This window comes from Enterobacter cloacae complex sp. P47BA, assembly GCF_014930485.1.
Lineage (GTDB): Bacteria > Pseudomonadota > Gammaproteobacteria > Enterobacterales > Enterobacteriaceae > Enterobacter > Enterobacter bugandensis.
Genome location: NZ_JADBRF010000013.1, coordinates 131,843 through 147,981, shown reverse-complemented (window position 1 = coordinate 147,981; position 16,139 = coordinate 131,843). Strand labels below are relative to the sequence as shown.

The 16,139-nt window shown below is 59.2% G+C and carries 16 protein-coding genes and 1 pseudogene; 10 read left to right on the top strand and 7 right to left on the bottom strand.

Going from position 1 to position 16,139, the window contains the following annotated elements; genetic code table 11:
• Positions 1–74, bottom strand: a 74-nt coding sequence (locus IM299_RS22960; RefSeq protein ID WP_227008597.1) for a hypothetical protein, incomplete at its 3' end; no start/stop codon positions are given.
• Positions 75–498: 424 nt separating this feature from the next.
• Between IM299_RS22960 and xynR the strand changes: the two genes are divergently transcribed.
• Entirely contained in the window at positions 499–1,257 is a 759-nt protein-coding gene (xynR, locus tag IM299_RS14820; RefSeq protein WP_193357708.1) for a DNA-binding transcriptional repressor XynR, read from the top strand.
• A gap of 4 nt (positions 1,258–1,261) precedes the next feature.
• Here xynR and IM299_RS14815 read toward each other — a convergent pair whose 3' ends face one another.
• The 5 genes from IM299_RS14815 to IM299_RS14795 all read right to left on the bottom strand — a co-directional run bounded on the left by IM299_RS14815 (position 1,262) and on the right by IM299_RS14795 (position 8,084).
• Complete coding sequence (locus IM299_RS14815) at positions 1,262–2,872, bottom strand: glycoside hydrolase family 43 protein (protein WP_193357707.1); 1,611 nt, start codon at positions 2,870–2,872, stop codon at positions 1,262–1,264.
• An 11-nt stretch (positions 2,873–2,883) separates the two neighbouring features.
• Positions 2,884–4,266, bottom strand: coding sequence for an MFS transporter (locus IM299_RS14810; RefSeq protein ID WP_193357706.1), 1,383 nt, complete (start codon positions 4,264–4,266; stop codon positions 2,884–2,886).
• Positions 4,267–4,493: 227 nt separating this feature from the next.
• Entirely contained in the window at positions 4,494–6,461 is a 1,968-nt protein-coding gene (yagF, locus tag IM299_RS14805; protein ID WP_193357705.1) for a xylonate dehydratase YagF, read from the bottom strand.
• A 14-nt stretch (positions 6,462–6,475) separates the two neighbouring features.
• Positions 6,476–7,384 (bottom strand): 2-keto-3-deoxygluconate aldolase, encoded by a 909-nt coding sequence (gene yagE / locus IM299_RS14800; protein WP_193357704.1) that lies wholly within the window; start codon positions 7,382–7,384, stop codon positions 6,476–6,478.
• Between the two features lie 247 nt (positions 7,385–7,631).
• A complete protein-coding gene (locus IM299_RS14795) occupies positions 7,632–8,084 on the bottom strand; it encodes a YhcH/YjgK/YiaL family protein (RefSeq protein ID WP_193357703.1) in 453 nt (150 codons plus the stop codon).
• 675 nt (positions 8,085–8,759) lie between these two features.
• Between IM299_RS14795 and arcA the strand changes: the two genes are divergently transcribed.
• The 5 genes from arcA to IM299_RS14770 all read left to right on the top strand — a co-directional run bounded on the left by arcA (position 8,760) and on the right by IM299_RS14770 (position 13,937).
• Positions 8,760–9,980: an arginine deiminase gene (arcA, locus tag IM299_RS14790; RefSeq protein WP_193357702.1), complete on the top strand. Its 1,221-nt coding sequence runs from the start codon at positions 8,760–8,762 to the stop codon at positions 9,978–9,980.
• A 9-nt stretch (positions 9,981–9,989) separates the two neighbouring features.
• Positions 9,990–10,901 carry a carbamate kinase gene (arcC, locus tag IM299_RS14785; protein ID WP_193357701.1) on the top strand — a complete coding sequence of 304 codons (912 nt, stop codon included), beginning with the start codon at positions 9,990–9,992 and terminating at the stop codon, positions 10,899–10,901.
• Positions 10,902–10,926: 25 nt separating this feature from the next.
• Complete coding sequence (gene argF, locus IM299_RS14780; RefSeq protein ID WP_003863360.1) at positions 10,927–11,931, top strand: ornithine carbamoyltransferase; 1,005 nt, start codon at positions 10,927–10,929, stop codon at positions 11,929–11,931.
• 47 nt (positions 11,932–11,978) lie between these two features.
• A complete protein-coding gene (locus IM299_RS14775) occupies positions 11,979–13,382 on the top strand; it encodes a YfcC family protein (protein WP_045259604.1) in 1,404 nt (467 codons plus the stop codon).
• A gap of 75 nt (positions 13,383–13,457) precedes the next feature.
• Positions 13,458–13,937 (top strand): arginine repressor, encoded by a 480-nt coding sequence (locus IM299_RS14770; RefSeq protein WP_193357700.1) that lies wholly within the window; start codon positions 13,458–13,460, stop codon positions 13,935–13,937.
• Positions 13,938–13,940: 3 nt separating this feature from the next.
• On the opposite strand, the pseudogene IM299_RS14765 reads toward IM299_RS14770, so the two are convergent.
• Positions 13,941–14,058: pseudogene (locus IM299_RS14765) on the bottom strand (hypothetical protein).
• On the opposite strand from IM299_RS14765, the gene IM299_RS14760 reads away from it, so the two are divergent.
• The 4 genes from IM299_RS14760 (at position 14,038) to ridA (ending at position 16,043) form a co-directional block, all read left to right on the top strand.
• Complete coding sequence (locus IM299_RS14760) at positions 14,038–14,142, top strand: pyrBI operon leader peptide (RefSeq protein WP_071524139.1); 105 nt, start codon at positions 14,038–14,040, stop codon at positions 14,140–14,142. The pseudogene IM299_RS14765 and the gene IM299_RS14760 overlap by 21 nt on opposite strands.
• Before the next feature lie 34 nt (positions 14,143–14,176).
• Positions 14,177–15,109: an aspartate carbamoyltransferase gene (gene pyrB / locus IM299_RS14755; RefSeq protein WP_193357699.1), complete on the top strand. Its 933-nt coding sequence runs from the start codon at positions 14,177–14,179 to the stop codon at positions 15,107–15,109.
• Positions 15,110–15,121: 12 nt separating this feature from the next.
• On the top strand, positions 15,122–15,583 hold the full coding sequence (gene pyrI, locus IM299_RS14750) for an aspartate carbamoyltransferase regulatory subunit (protein ID WP_023310197.1): 462 nt from the start codon (positions 15,122–15,124) through the stop codon (positions 15,581–15,583).
• 73 nt (positions 15,584–15,656) lie between these two features.
• On the top strand, positions 15,657–16,043 hold the full coding sequence (gene ridA / locus IM299_RS14745; RefSeq protein ID WP_008501391.1) for a 2-iminobutanoate/2-iminopropanoate deaminase: 387 nt from the start codon (positions 15,657–15,659) through the stop codon (positions 16,041–16,043).
• Positions 16,044–16,139 lie beyond the last annotated feature (96 nt).

Below are 16,139 nucleotides of genomic sequence, written 5' to 3'. Positions count from 1 at the left end.
TGCGAGGCGAACAGTACAAACTCGGTACGTAATGACATGGTATCTCTCGCATCCCAGGGCATAAGCGACTCCATAAACGGGTTCTTATGCCTCAGTTGTAAGTGTCTACCATGTCCCCGAACAAGTGTTCACTATGTCCCCGGACCGTACACCCTCAAGGGAGAGGGAGAACACCCAGCTCGTAGGCCCGTGCAAGCGAAGCGCCGCCGGGCGAATCAGGTGACGATGCGGCCTGATACCCTCACCCCGGCCCTCTCCCACGGGGAGAGAGAACACCCAGCTCGTAGGCCCGTGCAAGCGAAGCGCCGCCGGGCGAATCAGGCGGTGATGCGGCCTGGTGCCCTCACCCCGGCCCTCTCCCACAGGGAGAGGGAGAACACCCAGCCCGTAGGCCTGTGCAAGCGAAGCGCCGCCGGGCAAATCAGGCCTGCTTAATTGATTTTTCACCCCGAAAAAGGTACGTTTTCGCCTTCATTCCAGCGTGGACATGCCAGCATTATGCCGATTATTCAGTCTGTTGAACGTGCGATGCAGATCCTCGACCTGTTCAACGAGCAGGCCACCGAGCTTAAGATCACCGACATCAGCAAACTGATGGGGCTGAGCAAGAGCACCCTTCACTCGCTGCTGAAAACCCTGCAGCTTCACGGCTATATCGATCAGAACCCGGAGAATGGCAAATATCGCCTCGGCATGAAGCTGGTCGAGCGCGGCCATTTTGTCGTGGGCTCCATCGATATTCGCCAGAAGGCGAAAGGCTGGCTGACAGAGCTGTCCCGGCGGACCGGGCAGACAACCCATCTGGGGATCCTGGACGGGCGTGAAGGGGTCTATATCGAGAAGATTGAAGGCAAGCTGGCCGCCATCGCCTATTCGCGCATTGGCCGCCGCCTGCCGGTTCACGCCACCGCCATCGGCAAGGTGTTGATTGCCTGGCTGGACGAGGCCGAGCTGAACGCCCTGCTGGAGGGCTATCAGTACACCACCTTTACCCCTTCCACTCTTGCCACCCGCGAAGCGTTGCTGGATGCGCTGAAAAAAACCCGCGAACATGGCTACGCCCTGGACAGCGAAGAGAACGAGCAGGGCGTGCGCTGCGTGGCGGTGCCGGTGTGGAACCATGAATCCCGCGTCATCGCCGCCCTGAGCCTCTCGACGCTGACCTCCCGCGTGGACGACGCCGAGCTGGCTAATTTCCGCGAGCAGCTTCAGCAGGCCGGGCTCCAGCTCTCACGCGCGCTGGGCTACCCGGCCTGAGCCGCTATGCCGGCTCGTAGGTGAAGTAGTCGAAGTCAGCGTGGCAGCCGTCGCCGCTGATGTCCTCGCAGTGCAGCCCCACAAACGCGCCGGTAAAGAAGCCGCGCCCGCCGATGTAGTCATCCGACAGCTTCCACGCCTCATAAGTCACCGGCACGGCGTGCCACGTCTCGCCGTCGAATGAGTAGCTGTAGCGGTAGACCAGCGTATCCACGTCCACCCGCAGCCAGACGCTCTTCGCACTCTCCGGCACCGGAATCGGCTGCTCGTGCAGCGGCCACGACGGCACGTTGTGGTCGAGCTGAATCACCTTGATGGTTCTGCCCTGCCCCTCCTCGTAGTCCACAAAACAGTAGCTCCAGTTTTTGCTGTTGTAGTAGCAGGTCAGCCCCGCGCTCTGCTGGAAGTGGACCGGCGTGAACTGCATCCGCGTCTCCGCCCGGAAGACGAAGTGCTGCCAGCGGCGCGCCACGGTCGACTGGGTAAAGGTCGAGTTGAGCGAGTCGTTGCCGTAGAGCCGTAAGTAGCCCGGGCGGGCGGTGAGCGAGCCGAGGGTGTCGTCGAACGGAATGCGCAGGGTCTGCAGCTCCGGGTCAAGCGTACTGCCGTCGAAATCATCCCGCCAGTTACCCTGAGCGGCTGCGGGCTGCTCCGCCACCTGCGGGCCGGGCACGGTCAGCTGCGCGTGCTTGCCGCCTTCCACGTACGGCCAGCCGTCGCGCCACTCAATGCGGGCGATGCCGGTCTCGCGCCCCAGCGGGCAGTAGCCGCGTCCGCCGGAGGTCAGCAGCGGCACGCCGGGCAGGCGCAGCGGGCGGCTGGTGAGGTAGGCCATATACCATTCTCCCGTATGGGTTTGCAGCAGCGAGCCGTGGCCGCTCTTTTGCAGCGGGTTCTCCGGCAGGTGCCAGCTGGTCATCATCGTTACGTCCGGGTGCAGCTCGTATGGCCCGTCGATATTTTTGGAACGCAGTACCACAACGGCGTGCTCGTAGCTGGTGCCGCCCTCGGCAACCATCAGGTAGTACCAGCCCGCGTGGCGATAAAGATGCGCCCCTTCGGTGTAGCAGAGCGGTGTGCCGGTAAACAGCGTTTTGCGCTCGGGCGAGAGCGTGCCGGTCTGTGGGTCAAACTCCTGCATCACGATGGTGTTGTGCGGGTTGCTGTGGTGGCGCGGCCCCCACGGGCGGTAGAGGTAGTACTTGCGGCCATCGTCGTCGTGGAACAGGGACGGATCGAACCCGCCGTTGCCCATCGGGATCGGCTCGCTCCACGGCCCCTCAATGGACGGCGCGGTGACGAGGAAGTTGCGGCCATTTTTCCACGGCGAGTCGACAATCTTCACGTCGGTATAGAGCAGCCAGAATTTGCCGTCGGCGTAGCTCAGGCAAGGCGCCCAGATGCCGCCGGAGTCCGGATTGCCCTTCATGTCCAGCATCGACACGCGGTCCAGCGGCGTGCTGACCAGCGACCAGTTTTTCAGGTCGCGGGAGTGATAGATGCGCACGCCCGGGAACCACTCGAAGGTCGAGGTGGCGATGTAGTAGTCCTCGCCCTGACGGCAGAGGGACGGATCCGGGTTGAAGCCGGTCAGGATCGGATTAGTGATTTGCATAATGCCTCCGGTTAATGGGATGCGGCTGTCGCGGCGTCGGGAACGGCCTCGCCCTGGGCCGCGCGGTGCTTGATCAGCTGCTGGCTGATGGCCTCCACGCGCGCGTCGGTGAGCTTGTAGAACGACAGCATGATGAACATGCCCACGTAGAGCACCACCGGCACCACGCAGAACAAAATTTTGATGGTGGTGAGCACCTCAACCGGCTGCACGCTGCTGCTGGCGGAGTAGTTCACCCAGGCCAGGATCCAGCCCACCACCGCCCCGCCAATCGCCAGGCCAATCTTCAGGCTGAACAGATAGGTGGAGAACACCAGCCCGTCGAGGCGACGCCCGCTGCGGCTCTCCTCGTAATCCACCACGTCGGAGGCCATCAGCCACTGCAGCGGCGTGGTGGTGTTGAAGACGAACAGGAACAGGATGTTGAGGGCGAAAATCAGGGCGATATGTTCCGCCGGGGTGACGAAAATCAGCAGGCTGATGAGCGAGTAGGCGACGATGATCCACTTGAAGGCGGTGACGCGGTCGAAGCGCCCCAGCAGTCGGGAGGAGCAGAGCGACCCGAACATGGTGGCGAAGCTGCCGTAGAGTAAAAACTGGGTCGCCATCTCCGGGTGATCCATCACGTATTTCACGAAGTAGAGCGTCGCCCCGCCGCGCACCACGTTGGAGCAGGTCGCCATCATCTTGAACGCGCACATGATGCGCCACTGGCCGTTGCCCAGCAGCAGTTTGAGATCTTTCGCCACCGACGAGCCCGGCTGCACTTCAAAGGTGTAGCGCTCTTTGGTGGTAAAGAAGCAGACGTAGAGCAGGACCACGCCGGTCAGCCCCAGCACACACATGGCGCCGAAATAGCCCACCTGCTCGTCCCCCTTGCCGATGATGCTCACCAGCGGCAGGGCAATGCCGCTGATAGCGAGCGACCCCGCCGCCGCCAGGAAGAAGCGCCAGGACTGCAGGGCGTGACGCTCTTTCGGGTCGGCGGTGATGACGCCCGGCATGGCGCAGTACGGCACGTTAACGAAGGTGTAGACCAGGGTTAGCAAAATATAGGTCACGCAGGCGTAGATGATTTTGCCCTGCGCGGAGAAGTCCGGCGTGTAGAAGGTCAGCACGCAGACGATGCCAAACGGGATGGCGCCCCACAGCAGGAACGGGCGGAACTGGCCGTGCCGCGTGCGGGTGCGGTCCACCAGCAGCCCCATCAGCGGGTCGGTTACGGCGTCGAGCACGCGGGAGACCAAAAACAGCGTGCCCATTATGCCCGCCGGCAGGCCGAACACGTCGGTGTAGAAATAGGCCAGCAGGAACATCGTGGCCTGCCAGACGAAGCCGCAGGCGGTGTCACCCAGCCCGTAGCCAATTTTGTCTTTCATGGTTAATTGCGTCATCAGAATTACACCCTTTTTTAGTGTGCTGAATTTACAACGTCGTGTTACAGGAGTGTAATGAGCTGTTCAATTAACCAGCAATGGTCATATCTTATTTCAGAATTACGTTATTTTGCTTTTGTGACGCCAACGATATATCTCAACTTATTGTTTAAATTAGAAAATTACAGAAACACGAAAACCGCCCGCGAGATATTTTCCGCAGACGGATTTTTATCAATAAATAATTAAAGGCCGAGCGCTTTTTTACCGGCGTTAATTACCTCGATAATTTTATCGGTGTCATAAATACAGCCTTTCCAGGTGCCGCCGCTCACCGACTGCAATGCTGCCCACAGGCGGGTGTCGTCCGGCAAAAAGTCGTGGGCGTGCAGGTCCGGATGCGTCTGCCGTATTGCCAGCTCGCGCGCCCCCTCCTCCGGCGTCAGCGGGCTGTCCGCGGTGCCGATAAAGTTCACGCTGCCCGTTAATGTCAGTCGGTCGACGGCTATCTCGATGATGTCGTTATCGCGCAGCTTGCCAATCGGTCCGCCCGCCAGCGCCTCCGGAGACACGTGGCCGAAGCAGGCGCCCGTCGACACGCCCGAGAAGCGCGCATCGGTGATTAACGACACCGTCTTGCCCCAAGAGATATGCTTCAGCGCGGAAGTGAGCTGGTAGGTCTCTTCCATGCCGGTGCCGGACGGCCCGCCGCCGATCACCACCATGATATCGCCCTGCGCAATCTCTTCCCGCTTGATGGCCTTGATGGCCTGCGCTTCCGAGACAAACACCCGCACCCGGCCGGTGTGGCGGTAAACACCATCGTCACCCACCACCGACGGGTCGATCGCCGTGGCCTTGATCACCGAACCTTCCGGCGCGATGTTGCCCGTCGGGAAGCAGACCGTCGAGGTCAGCCCTTTCGCTTTGGCCTTCTCCGGCGGCAGGATCACGTCATCCGGGTCCACGCCGTCCTGCTCGCGCAGGCACTGGCGGAAGCGCTTACGGCGCTCGGACGTCTGCCACCAGTCGAGGTTCTCGCCCACCGTCTGGCCAGTAACGGTCATGGCGTCCAGATGCAGCAGGCCGAGATCGCGCAGGTGGAGCATCACTTCCGGCACGCCGCCGGCGAGAAACGCCCGCACGGTCGGGTGATAGTCCGGGCCGTTGGGCAGCACGCTCACCAGGCGCGGCACCTTACGGTTGACGCGCGTCCAGTGCTCTACGTCCGGGATAGTGCAGCCCGCCGCGTGGGCGATGGCCGGGATATGCAGCAGTAAGTTCGTTGAACCGCCGAACGCCGCGTGGATCACCATGGCGTTTTCGATGGCTTTATCGGTGAGGATATCGCGCGTGGTGATGCCGCGGTTATCCAGCTCGCTCACCGCCCGCGCCGACTGGCGGGCGATCTCCAGCCACACCGCCTGCCCGGACGGCGCCAGCGCGGAGTGCGGCAGCGCCAGCCCCAGCGCTTCCGCCACCACCTGCGAGGTGCCCGCAGTGCCGAGGAACTGACACCCGCCGCCCGGCGACGCGCAGGCGCGACAGCCGAGCTCGGCGGCCTCCTGCAAGGAGAGCTCGTGGTTGGCAAAGCGCGCGCCGATGGTCTGCACCTTGCCCGCATCTTCCCCCACGGTCGGCGGCAGCGTCGCCCCGCCCGGCACCAGAATGGTCGGCAGGTCGTGCATGGAGGCCAGCGCGATCATGGTGGCGGGTAGCCCTTTATCGCAGGTGGCCACGCCGATCACCGCCCGGCGCGTGGGCAGAGAGCGGATCAGACGGCGAAACACGATCGCCGCGTCGTTACGATACGGCAGGGAGTCGAACATGCCGTACGTGCCCTGCGAGCGACCGTCGCACGGATCGCTGACGAAGGCCGCAAACGGGATCCCGCCGTTGCGGGTGATCTCCTTCGCCGCCGCCTGCATCTGCATGCCGATTTCCCAGTGCCCGGTGTGGTAGCCCAGCGCAACCGGGCGTCCGTCCCCGGCACGAATACCGCCCTGGGTACCGATAATCAGCACCTCTTTGCCGGTCAGCTTGTTGGCGTCCCAGCCCATCCCGGCGTTCTGCGTCATGCCGAAAAGGTTGCCGCTGGGGGATTCCATCAGCATCTGCGGGGTCAGCGGCAGCGCGCCCTGCGGCCCCGCCGCGTGGGTGATCACCGCGTAAAACGCATCGTCCTGGGGGGTGAAAATTTTCTCAATGGTCATGGTTATCGTCCGGCTCAGCAGAGCTTGAGCTGTTGCAGCAGGGTTTTCAGCTGCGCCTTACGCGGCTCGTCCAGCGGCGAGGCTGGCGGCAGCACGTGCGTAGAAATCGGGCGGCCGCAGAGCACGATCGCCTCCTTAATGACGTTCACGAACGGCGTATCCAGCTGATACATCTGCGGTATTTGCAGCAGGGTCTGATGATACTCAGCCGCCTTCGCCACGTCCTTATCCCGCCAGGCTTTCAGAAGATTCACCGATACCTGCGGAGCAAAGTTGCCGCTGGCCGAAATCGCCCCGTCGCCGCCGAGCAGCAGGGTATTAAACAGATGATCGTCGTAGCCGCACAGCACGGTGAAATGTGGATGAGCGGCTTTAACGGTGAGGATCATGCTGCGCAGGTGGGCGACGGAGTCGATGGTGTCTTTGATGCCGATAATATTGCTGCGCGAATCGGCGAGGGTTTTCACCAGTGCCGGAGTCAGATCCTGCCCGGTCAGCGCCGGGAAGTTATAGAGCATCACCGGCAGGGTGACGCTGTCGGCCACCTGCTCGAAATAGCGGATCAGGTTTGCTTCCGACACCTTCCAGTAGTAAGGGTTGATCACCACGATGCCGTCCGCCCCCGCCTGCTGGGCGTGCTGGCTAAGCTCAATGGTTTCCCGGGCGTTGGTGCCGCCGGTGCCGATCAGCACCGGCACCCGACGATCGACACGATCGATAGCAAATTGGGCAATGGTTTTACGCTCTTCGGCGCTGAGCTGGGAGAACTCGCCGCCGCTGCCCAGGAAGAACAGGCCGTCAACGCCCGCTGCGATCAGATCGTCGATCAGCGCGGCGGTGCCCTGCTCATCAAGCTGGCCGTCGGCGGTAAAAATGGTGGAGACAGGGGGAATGATTCCCGTGAACAACGCGGACTGCGGCATGAGATCTCCTTGTTGAATCATTTTGTTCTATATTATAGAACAGCGTTCATTAATTTAACGATCATACTATGACGCAGAAAAAGGGAAGGTAAATGGGAGATGAGGAGGGAGTGCGGGAAATTTAAGGTGGATCACATTATGCGAAGGTGCGGTCTGGTGCCCTCACCCTAACCCTCTCCCACAGGGAGAGGGAACTTTTACACCCTCTCCCCGTGGGTGTACAGTGGGAGAGGGCCGGGGTGAGGGGTTACTCTACCAGCATCTTCACCACAACCTTACGCACCTGCGCCGACGCCCCCACCGCGCACAGCGGCTTATGCACTTCACCCGGCCAGAACACCACAAAATCCCCTTCGCTCAGCACCACGGTTTTCTCCTGCTCGCCTTCCGGCAGGAACGCGATGTCTTTATCCGCCAGCCAGTCGGTGTCCGGCGTGCCGTGCGGCAGGGTGCTGAAGGTCATCCCTTCCTGCCCCTTTAACACGATCTGGATATCCAGATAGCGCGCGTGATACTCGGCGCGGCGCTCGGCGAATGGCTGGGTCATGTCTTCAGAGACCAGATAGAACAGGCTGTTATCATTGATGTCGTGCTTGCCGAGCGGCGTGGCGTCGGTAACGTGGGCTTTTACGTACTCAATGGCCTGGCGCAGATCGTCAGGCAGCCAGGACTGGAGATGGTGGATGTTGCCGATAATCATGTTTCAACCCTCAATGTAAAACAACGTTTCATTTTCATCTTTTATACGAGAATACCGGCTGCCATACCAGCCCTTTTTCGAAGAGGTTTGCGCGAGCGCATGTTTATCGGGAATGGTGTTAATTTGCTGTTAATCCTGCCCAGGCATTTATGCAGGGGTTATGCATAACCTCGATCAACGCTTGTCGCACACCTGCTCTAACCTCTTGATCGTTCTATTTAATTAACAAAACCTGTTGCCGCCTCACACTTTACTGTTTTGATAATTTGCTCTAAAAAACCATAATTATTTATTGATTTTTCTTAAGTCAAAAATAGTTAATTACGTTAATTGCATAGCCATTCTTACGCGCAATATTTATCGTTTTAAATCAGCTACATAACAACATATTTCAAAAGATTAAAATCTACAAAATAATAACAACCTCAAATAATGCCAACGGATCCTGCTTAGCTATTCATCCAGTAATAATATGAAATTAATCATTATCTGATGCGAATCATGCAAATGAAAACAAACTCATTAATATCCATTTTCGCGTGAGCAATATCACATTACGGATTATTTAACTGCCTACTATAAATCACGAAATCAATTGAGCTAAGCCGCCATGCAATTAAATACATCACATGGCGCATGCCCTTTTTATTCTGAAAAACTGTTAAAGGAATAATTATGGAAAAGCATTACGTCGGTTCTGAAATTGGTCAATTGCGTAGCGTTATGCTGCACCGCCCTAATTTAAGTCTGAAGCGGTTAACCCCCTCAAACTGTCAGGAGCTGCTTTTCGATGACGTGCTCTCGGTTGAGCGGGCGGGTGAGGAGCATGACATTTTCGCAAACACGCTGCGCGAGCAGGGTGTGGAAGTCCTGCTGTTGACCGACCTTCTGACACAAACCCTTGATATCGCTGAGGCCAAAGCCTGGCTGCTGGATATGCAAATCTCTGACTACCGCCTCGGCCCAACCTTTGCGACCGACGTGCGCGGCTGGCTGGCGGATATGCCGCACCGTGAACTGGCGCGCAGACTGAGCGGCGGATTAACCTACGGAGAAATTCCGGCGGCCATTAAAAATATGGTGGTAGATACCCACACGGCGAATGATTTTATTATGAAGCCGCTGCCAAACCATTTATTTACCCGCGATACCTCGTGCTGGATTTATAACGGCGTCTCTATTAACCCAATGGCCAAACCGGCCCGTCAGCGTGAAACCAATAATCTGCGCGCGATATATCGCTGGCACCCGGCATTTGCCGACGGCGATTTTATTAAGTATTTCGGCGACGAGAATATTAATTACGACCACGCCACCTTAGAAGGCGGCGACGTATTGGTGATTGGCCGCGGGGCGGTATTGATCGGCATGTCCGAGCGCACGACGCCGCAGGGCGTGGAGTTCCTCGCCAACAGCCTGTTTAAACACCGTCAGGCCGAACGCGTGATTGCCGTTGAGCTGCCTAAACATCGCTCCTGCATGCACCTCGACACGGTGATGACCCACATCGACGTGGACACCTTCTCCGTCTATCCGGAAGTAGTGCGCAAAGACGCCCAGTGCTGGACGCTCACCCCGGACGGACGCGGCGGCCTGCTGCGCACGCTGGAAACCGACCTGCTGCACGCCATCGAGAAAGCCCTCGGCATTAACCAGGTCCGCCTGATCACCACCGGCGGCGACGCCTTTGAAGCCGAACGCGAGCAGTGGAACGACGCCAACAACGTTCTGACCATCCGCCCGGGCGTGGTGATTGGCTACGAGCGCAACGTCTGGACCAACGAGAAGTACGACAAAGCGGGCATTACCGTGCTGCCGATCCCCGGCGACGAGCTGGGACGCGGTCGCGGCGGCGCACGCTGCATGAGCTGCCCACTGGAACGCGACGGAATTTAAGGAGCCATCATGGAACGAAAACCCACTCTGGTTGTGGCCCTTGGCGGCAACGCGCTGCTCAAGCGCGGCGAGCCGCTGGAAGCGGATATCCAGCGCCAGAACATCGAGCAGGCCGCCCGCATCATCGCCGGATTAACAGAACAGTGGCGCGTGGTGCTGGTGCACGGCAACGGCCCGCAGGTCGGGCTGCTGGCGCTGCAGAACAGCGCCTACGACAAAGTGACGCCCTACCCGCTGGACGTTCTCGGCGCGGAAAGCCAGGGGATGATCGGCTACATGCTCCAGCAGGCGCTGAAAAACAGCCTGCCTCAGCGTGAGGTGAGCGTCCTGCTCACCCAGGTGGAAGTGGACGCCGCCGATCCGGCCTTTAGCAACCCGACCAAGTACATCGGTCCGGTGTACAGCGAAGCGCAGGCGAAAGCGCTGGCCGCAGAAAAAGGCTGGACGTTCAGGGCCGACGGCACCTATTTCCGCCGCGTGGTGCCCTCTCCGCAGCCCAAACGCATCGTTGAGAGCGACGCCATCACGGCGCTGATCCAGCGTGACCACCTGGTCATCTGCAACGGCGGCGGCGGCGTGCCGGTAGTGGAAAACGCCAACGGCTATCGCGGCGTTGAGGCGGTGATCGACAAAGACCTCTCCGCCGCCCTGCTGGCGCGCCAGATCGAGGCCGACGCCCTGCTGATCCTCACCGATGCCGACGCGGTGTACCTCGACTGGGGCAAGCCGACCCAGCGCCCGCTGGCGCAGGTGACGCCGGAATTACTTAAAGACATGCCGTTCGACGCCGGATCGATGGGGCCGAAAGTGGCCGCCTGCCGCGAATTTGTTGAGACCTGCAACGGCATTGCCGGGATCGGCGCGCTGGCCGATGGCGCGGAGATCCTGGCGGGCGAGAAAGGCACGCTGATTCGTAACTGATCACTCATTTAAAAAGGATTTACCCATGACCATCAACCTGAAAAACCGCAACTTCCTCAAACTGCTGGACTACACCCCGGCGGAAATTCAGTACCTGATCGACCTCGCCATCGAGCTGAAGGCGGCCAAAAAGGCCGGGCGCGAAAAGCAGACGCTGGTCGGGAAAAACATCGCCCTGATCTTTGAAAAAACCTCCACCCGCACCCGCTGCGCCTTCGAAGTGGGCGCGTTTGACCAGGGCGCGCAGGTTACCTACCTCGGCCCAAGCGGGTCGCAGATCGGCCATAAAGAGTCGATGAAAGACACCGCCCGCGTGCTGGGCCGCATGTATGACGGCATCGAGTACCGTGGCTACGGCCAGGCCATCGTCGAGGAGCTCGGAGAATACGCGGGCGTGCCGGTGTGGAACGGCCTGACCGACGAGTTCCACCCGACGCAAATCCTCGCGGATCTGATGACCATGCTGGAGCACTCCCCGGGAAAAACGCTGCCGGAGCTGAGCTTTGCCTACCTGGGCGACGCGCGGAATAACATGGGCAACTCCCTGATGGTCGGCGCGGCCAAGATGGGGATGGATATCCGCCTCGTGGCACCGAAATCCTTCTGGCCGGAAGCCGGGCTGGTTGAGCAGTGCCGCGCCATCGCCAAAGAAACGGGCGCGCGCATCACCCTCACCGACGACGTGGAAGAAGGCGTGCAGGGCACCGATTTCCTCTACACCGACGTGTGGGTCTCCATGGGAGAGCCGAAGGAGGCGTGGGCCGAGCGCGTCAGCCTGATGAAGCCGTATCAAATCAACGCGGACGTGATGAAGGCCACCGGCAACCCGAACGTCAAGTTCATGCACTGCCTGCCCGCGTTCCACAACGAGCACACTAAAGTGGGCCGCGAGATCGAGATGGCGTACGGCCTGAAGGGGCTGGAGGTGACGGAAGAGGTCTTTGAATCACCGAACTCCATCGTCTTTGACGAAGCAGAAAACCGCATGCACACCATTAAGGCGGTCATGGTGGCGACACTCGGCGACTAATCACCACCCGGCGCGCCGCGGGGTGCGCCGGGATTCAGGAGAACATCATGGGCAAGTTCAAGTTTCCCTCCGCTTACACCATTCTCTTTTTTCTGATTGCCGTGGTTGCCGTGCTGACGTGGATTGTTCCGGCCGGGCAGTACCATATGGCGATGAACGAGGCGCTCGGCAAAGAGGTGCCGGTTGCCGGCACCTATGCGCACGTGGCATCGCACCCGCAGGGGCTGGTATCGGTGCTGATGGCGCCGATTGCCGGACTGTACGATCCGGAGTCCGGCCAGGCTGGGGCGATCGACGTCGCGCTGTTTATCCTGATCATCGGGGGATTTCTCGGGATCGTCACCAAAACCGGAGCGATTGACGCCGGGATCGAGCGCGTCACCACTAAGCTGCGCGGGCGCGAAGAGTGGATGATCCCGATCCTGATGGCGCTGTTTGCCGCAGGCGGCACGATTTACGGCATGGCCGAAGAGTCGCTGCCCTTCTATACCTTACTGGTGCCGGTGATGCTGGCGGCGCGGTTCGATCCGGTGGTTGCCGCGTCCACCGTGCTGCTCGGGGCGGGGATCGGCACGCTCGGATCCACCATTAACCCGTTCGCGACGGTGATCGCCGCCAACGCCGCCGGGATCCCCTTCACCAACGGGATCATGCTGCGCATCGCGCTGCTGGTCATCGGCTGGATCATCTGCGTGGCGTGGGTGATGCGCTATGCCCGCAAGGTCCGCAAAGATCCGTCGCTGTCGATCGTGGCGGATAAACAGGAGGAGAACCTCGCCCACTTCCTCGGCAACAAGGGCGAGCAGTCGCTGGAATTTACTCCGGTGCGCAAACTCATCCTGGTGATTTTCGCCCTCGCCTTCGCGGTGATGATCTACGGCGTGGCGGTGCTGGGCTGGTGGATGGCGGAGATCTCGGCGGTGTTCCTCGCCAGCGCCATTATCGTTGGGCTTATCGCCCGCATGAGCGAAGAGGAGCTGACGTCGACGTTTATCAACGGCGCGCGAGATTTGCTGGGCGTCGCGCTGATTATCGGCATCGCGCGCGGTATCGTAGTGATTATGGATAAGGGCATGATTACCCACACCATTTTGCACAGCGCCGAGGGGATGGTCACCGGATTGTCGACGGTGGCGTTCATTAACGTGATGTACTGGCTGGAGGTGGTGCTGTCGTTTCTTGTGCCTTCTTCGTCCGGCCTGGCCGTTCTGACGATGCCGATCATGGCGCCCCTTGCCGATTTCGCTAACGTCAACCGCGACCTGGTGGTTACGGCTTACCAGTCGGCGTCCGGCATCGTTAACCTTATCACCCCCACCTCTGCCGTCGTGATGGGCGGGCTGGCTATCGCCCGCGTGCCCTACGTGCGCTATCTGAAATGGGTCGCGCCGCTGCTGGGGATTTTGACGGTGGTGATTATGGTGGCGTTAAGCCTGGGCGCGTTGTTGTGATGTTTTGAAGTTGTAGGCCCGGTAAGCGTAGCGCCACCGGGCGTTTTGTTTAAGCCACTTACATGGGAAATAGTTATGACGGAATATGGTGATTACTCTCCAAAAGAACAGCTTCAGCTGACGGTCTGCCAGCGCCTGATCGCAGAAAAGAGCTATCTCTCCCAGGAGGAGATCCGCCGCGATTTGCAGGAGCGTGGTTTTGAGACCATCAGCCAGTCCACCGTTTCACGTCTGCTCAAGCTGCTCGGCGTCATAAAAATTCGAAATGCCAAAGGGCTAAAGATTTATTCGTTGAATCCCCAACTGCGTCCTGCCCCTGATGCCGCGCGCACCGTCTCCGAAATGGTGGTGAGCGTCGAGCACAACAGCGAATTTATCCTTATTCATACCGTTGCCGGATATGGCCGCGCGGTGGCGCGTATTCTGGATTATCACCAGTTACCGGAAATTTTAGGCGTGGTCGCCGGAAGCAGTATCGTCTGGGTCGCCCCCCGTTTCGTGAAGCGTACCGCGCTGGTGCATAAGCAAATTAATTATTTACTCAGAACGCATTAATATTCATAAAGAACCGTTTGCATTGAGTAAAGCGTGCATTAAATCGCTTGATCCGCAAAGCGAGCTGCGTATAATGCCCGACAATTTGCCGGGAGGAAGCATGGTCAAGCGTGTACGACATATCGTCTTACCGCGTCTGAAATCAGACGCTGGCCTGCCGTTTTTCTTCCCGTTGCTAAACCTATTCCCAGAGCCCCTCATTTGAGGGGCTTTTTTTTGCCCGGCGTCAGGAGATAAACATGAATCCGCTTTATCAAAAACACATCATTTCCATAAACGACCTCAGCCGCGAAGAGCTGGAACTGGTTCTGGAAACCGCGGCAAAACTGAAGGCCAATCCGCAACCGGAGCTGCTGAAGCACAAGGTGATTGCGAGCTGCTTCTTTGAAGCCTCAACCCGCACCCGCCTCTCCTTTGAGACCTCCATGCACCGCCTGGGCGCGAGCGTGGTGGGCTTCTCGGACAGCAGCAACACGTCGCTGGGTAAAAAAGGCGAGACCCTGGCGGACACCATTTCAGTGATCAGCACCTACGTCGACGCGATTGTGATGCGCCACCCGCAGGAGGGCGCGGCGCGTCTGGCGACCGAGTTCTCCGGCGGCATTCCGGTGCTGAACGCCGGTGACGGTGCCAATCAGCACCCGACGCAAACCCTGCTGGATCTGTTCACCATTCAGGAGACGCAGGGCACGCTCGAGAACCTGAACATCGCCATGGTTGGCGACCTGAAATATGGCCGCACCGTCCACTCCCTGACCCAGGCGCTGGCGAAATTTAACGGTAACCGCTTCTACTTCATCGCCCCGGACGCGCTGGCGATGCCGCAGTACATACTCGACATGCTGGACGAGAAGGGCATTGCGTGGAGCCTGCACGCCAGCATCGAAGAGGTGATGGGCCACGTGGATATCCTCTACATGACCCGCGTGCAGAAAGAGCGTCTGGACCCGTCCGAGTACGCCAACGTGAAGGCGCAGTTCGTGCTGCGCGCCAGCGACCTCGAAGGCGCACGCGACAACATGAAGGTGCTGCACCCGCTGCCGCGCATCGATGAGATCGCCACAGACGTGGATAAAACGCCGCACGCCTGGTACTTCCAGCAGGCCGGGAACGGCATCTTCGCCCGCCAGGCGTTACTGGCACTGGTTCTGAATCGCGACTTAGCTCTGTAAGGGGAAACGACCATGACACACGATAACAAACTCCAGGTTGAAGCCATCAAGCGTGGCACCGTGATTGACCACATCCCTGCGCAGGTGGGCTTTAAGCTGCTGACGCTGTTCAAACTGACCGAAACCGACCAGCGCATCACCATCGGCCTGAACCTGCCGTCGGGGGAGATGGGCCGCAAAGACCTGATCAAAATCGAGAACACCTTCCTGACCGACGAGCAGGTTAACCAGCTGTCGCTGTACGCGCCGGACGCCACGGTTAACCGCATCGACGAGTATGAAGTGGTTGGCAAATCCCGCCCGAGCCTGCCGGATCGCATCGAAAGCGTGCTGGTGTGCCCGAACAGCAACTGCATCAGTCATGCTGAGCCGGTTTCATCCAGTTTTGCAGTGAAAAAACGCGCCGATGACATCGCGCTCAAATGCAAATACTGCGAAAAAGAGTTTTCTCATTATGTGGTGCTGGCCAACTAATTGAGGTTGGTAATGAAATCCCGGCTGTTATAATGGCCGGGAACATTCTTAACGCTGTCATTCTGGAGAAAACATGAGCAAAGTACTCGCGACGGAAAATGCACCAGCCGCTATCGGCCCTTACGTTCAGGGCGTTGATCTTGGCAGCATGATCATCACTTCCGGGCAGATCCCGGTGAATCCAAAAACCGGCGCGGTGCCGGAAGATGTCGCGGCACAGGCGCGTCAGTCGCTGGAAAACGTGCAGGCTATCGTTGAATCTGCCGGTCTGAAAGTGGGCGATATCGTGAAAACCACCGTGTTCGTGAAAGATCTGAACGATTTCGCAACCGTTAACGCTACCTACGAAGCGTTCTTCACCGAGCATAACGCCACCTTCCCGGCGCGCTCCTGCGTGGAAGTGGCGCGTCTGCCAAAAGACGTGAAAATTGAAATTGAAGCGATTGCCGTACGTCGTTAATTCATTTCCATTTTTAGAGGGCAGCTGAGGCTGCCTTTTTTATTTCGACCATTTTTACTCCCGGTATTCCATGACGTCGTGTGCTGTCCATTAATA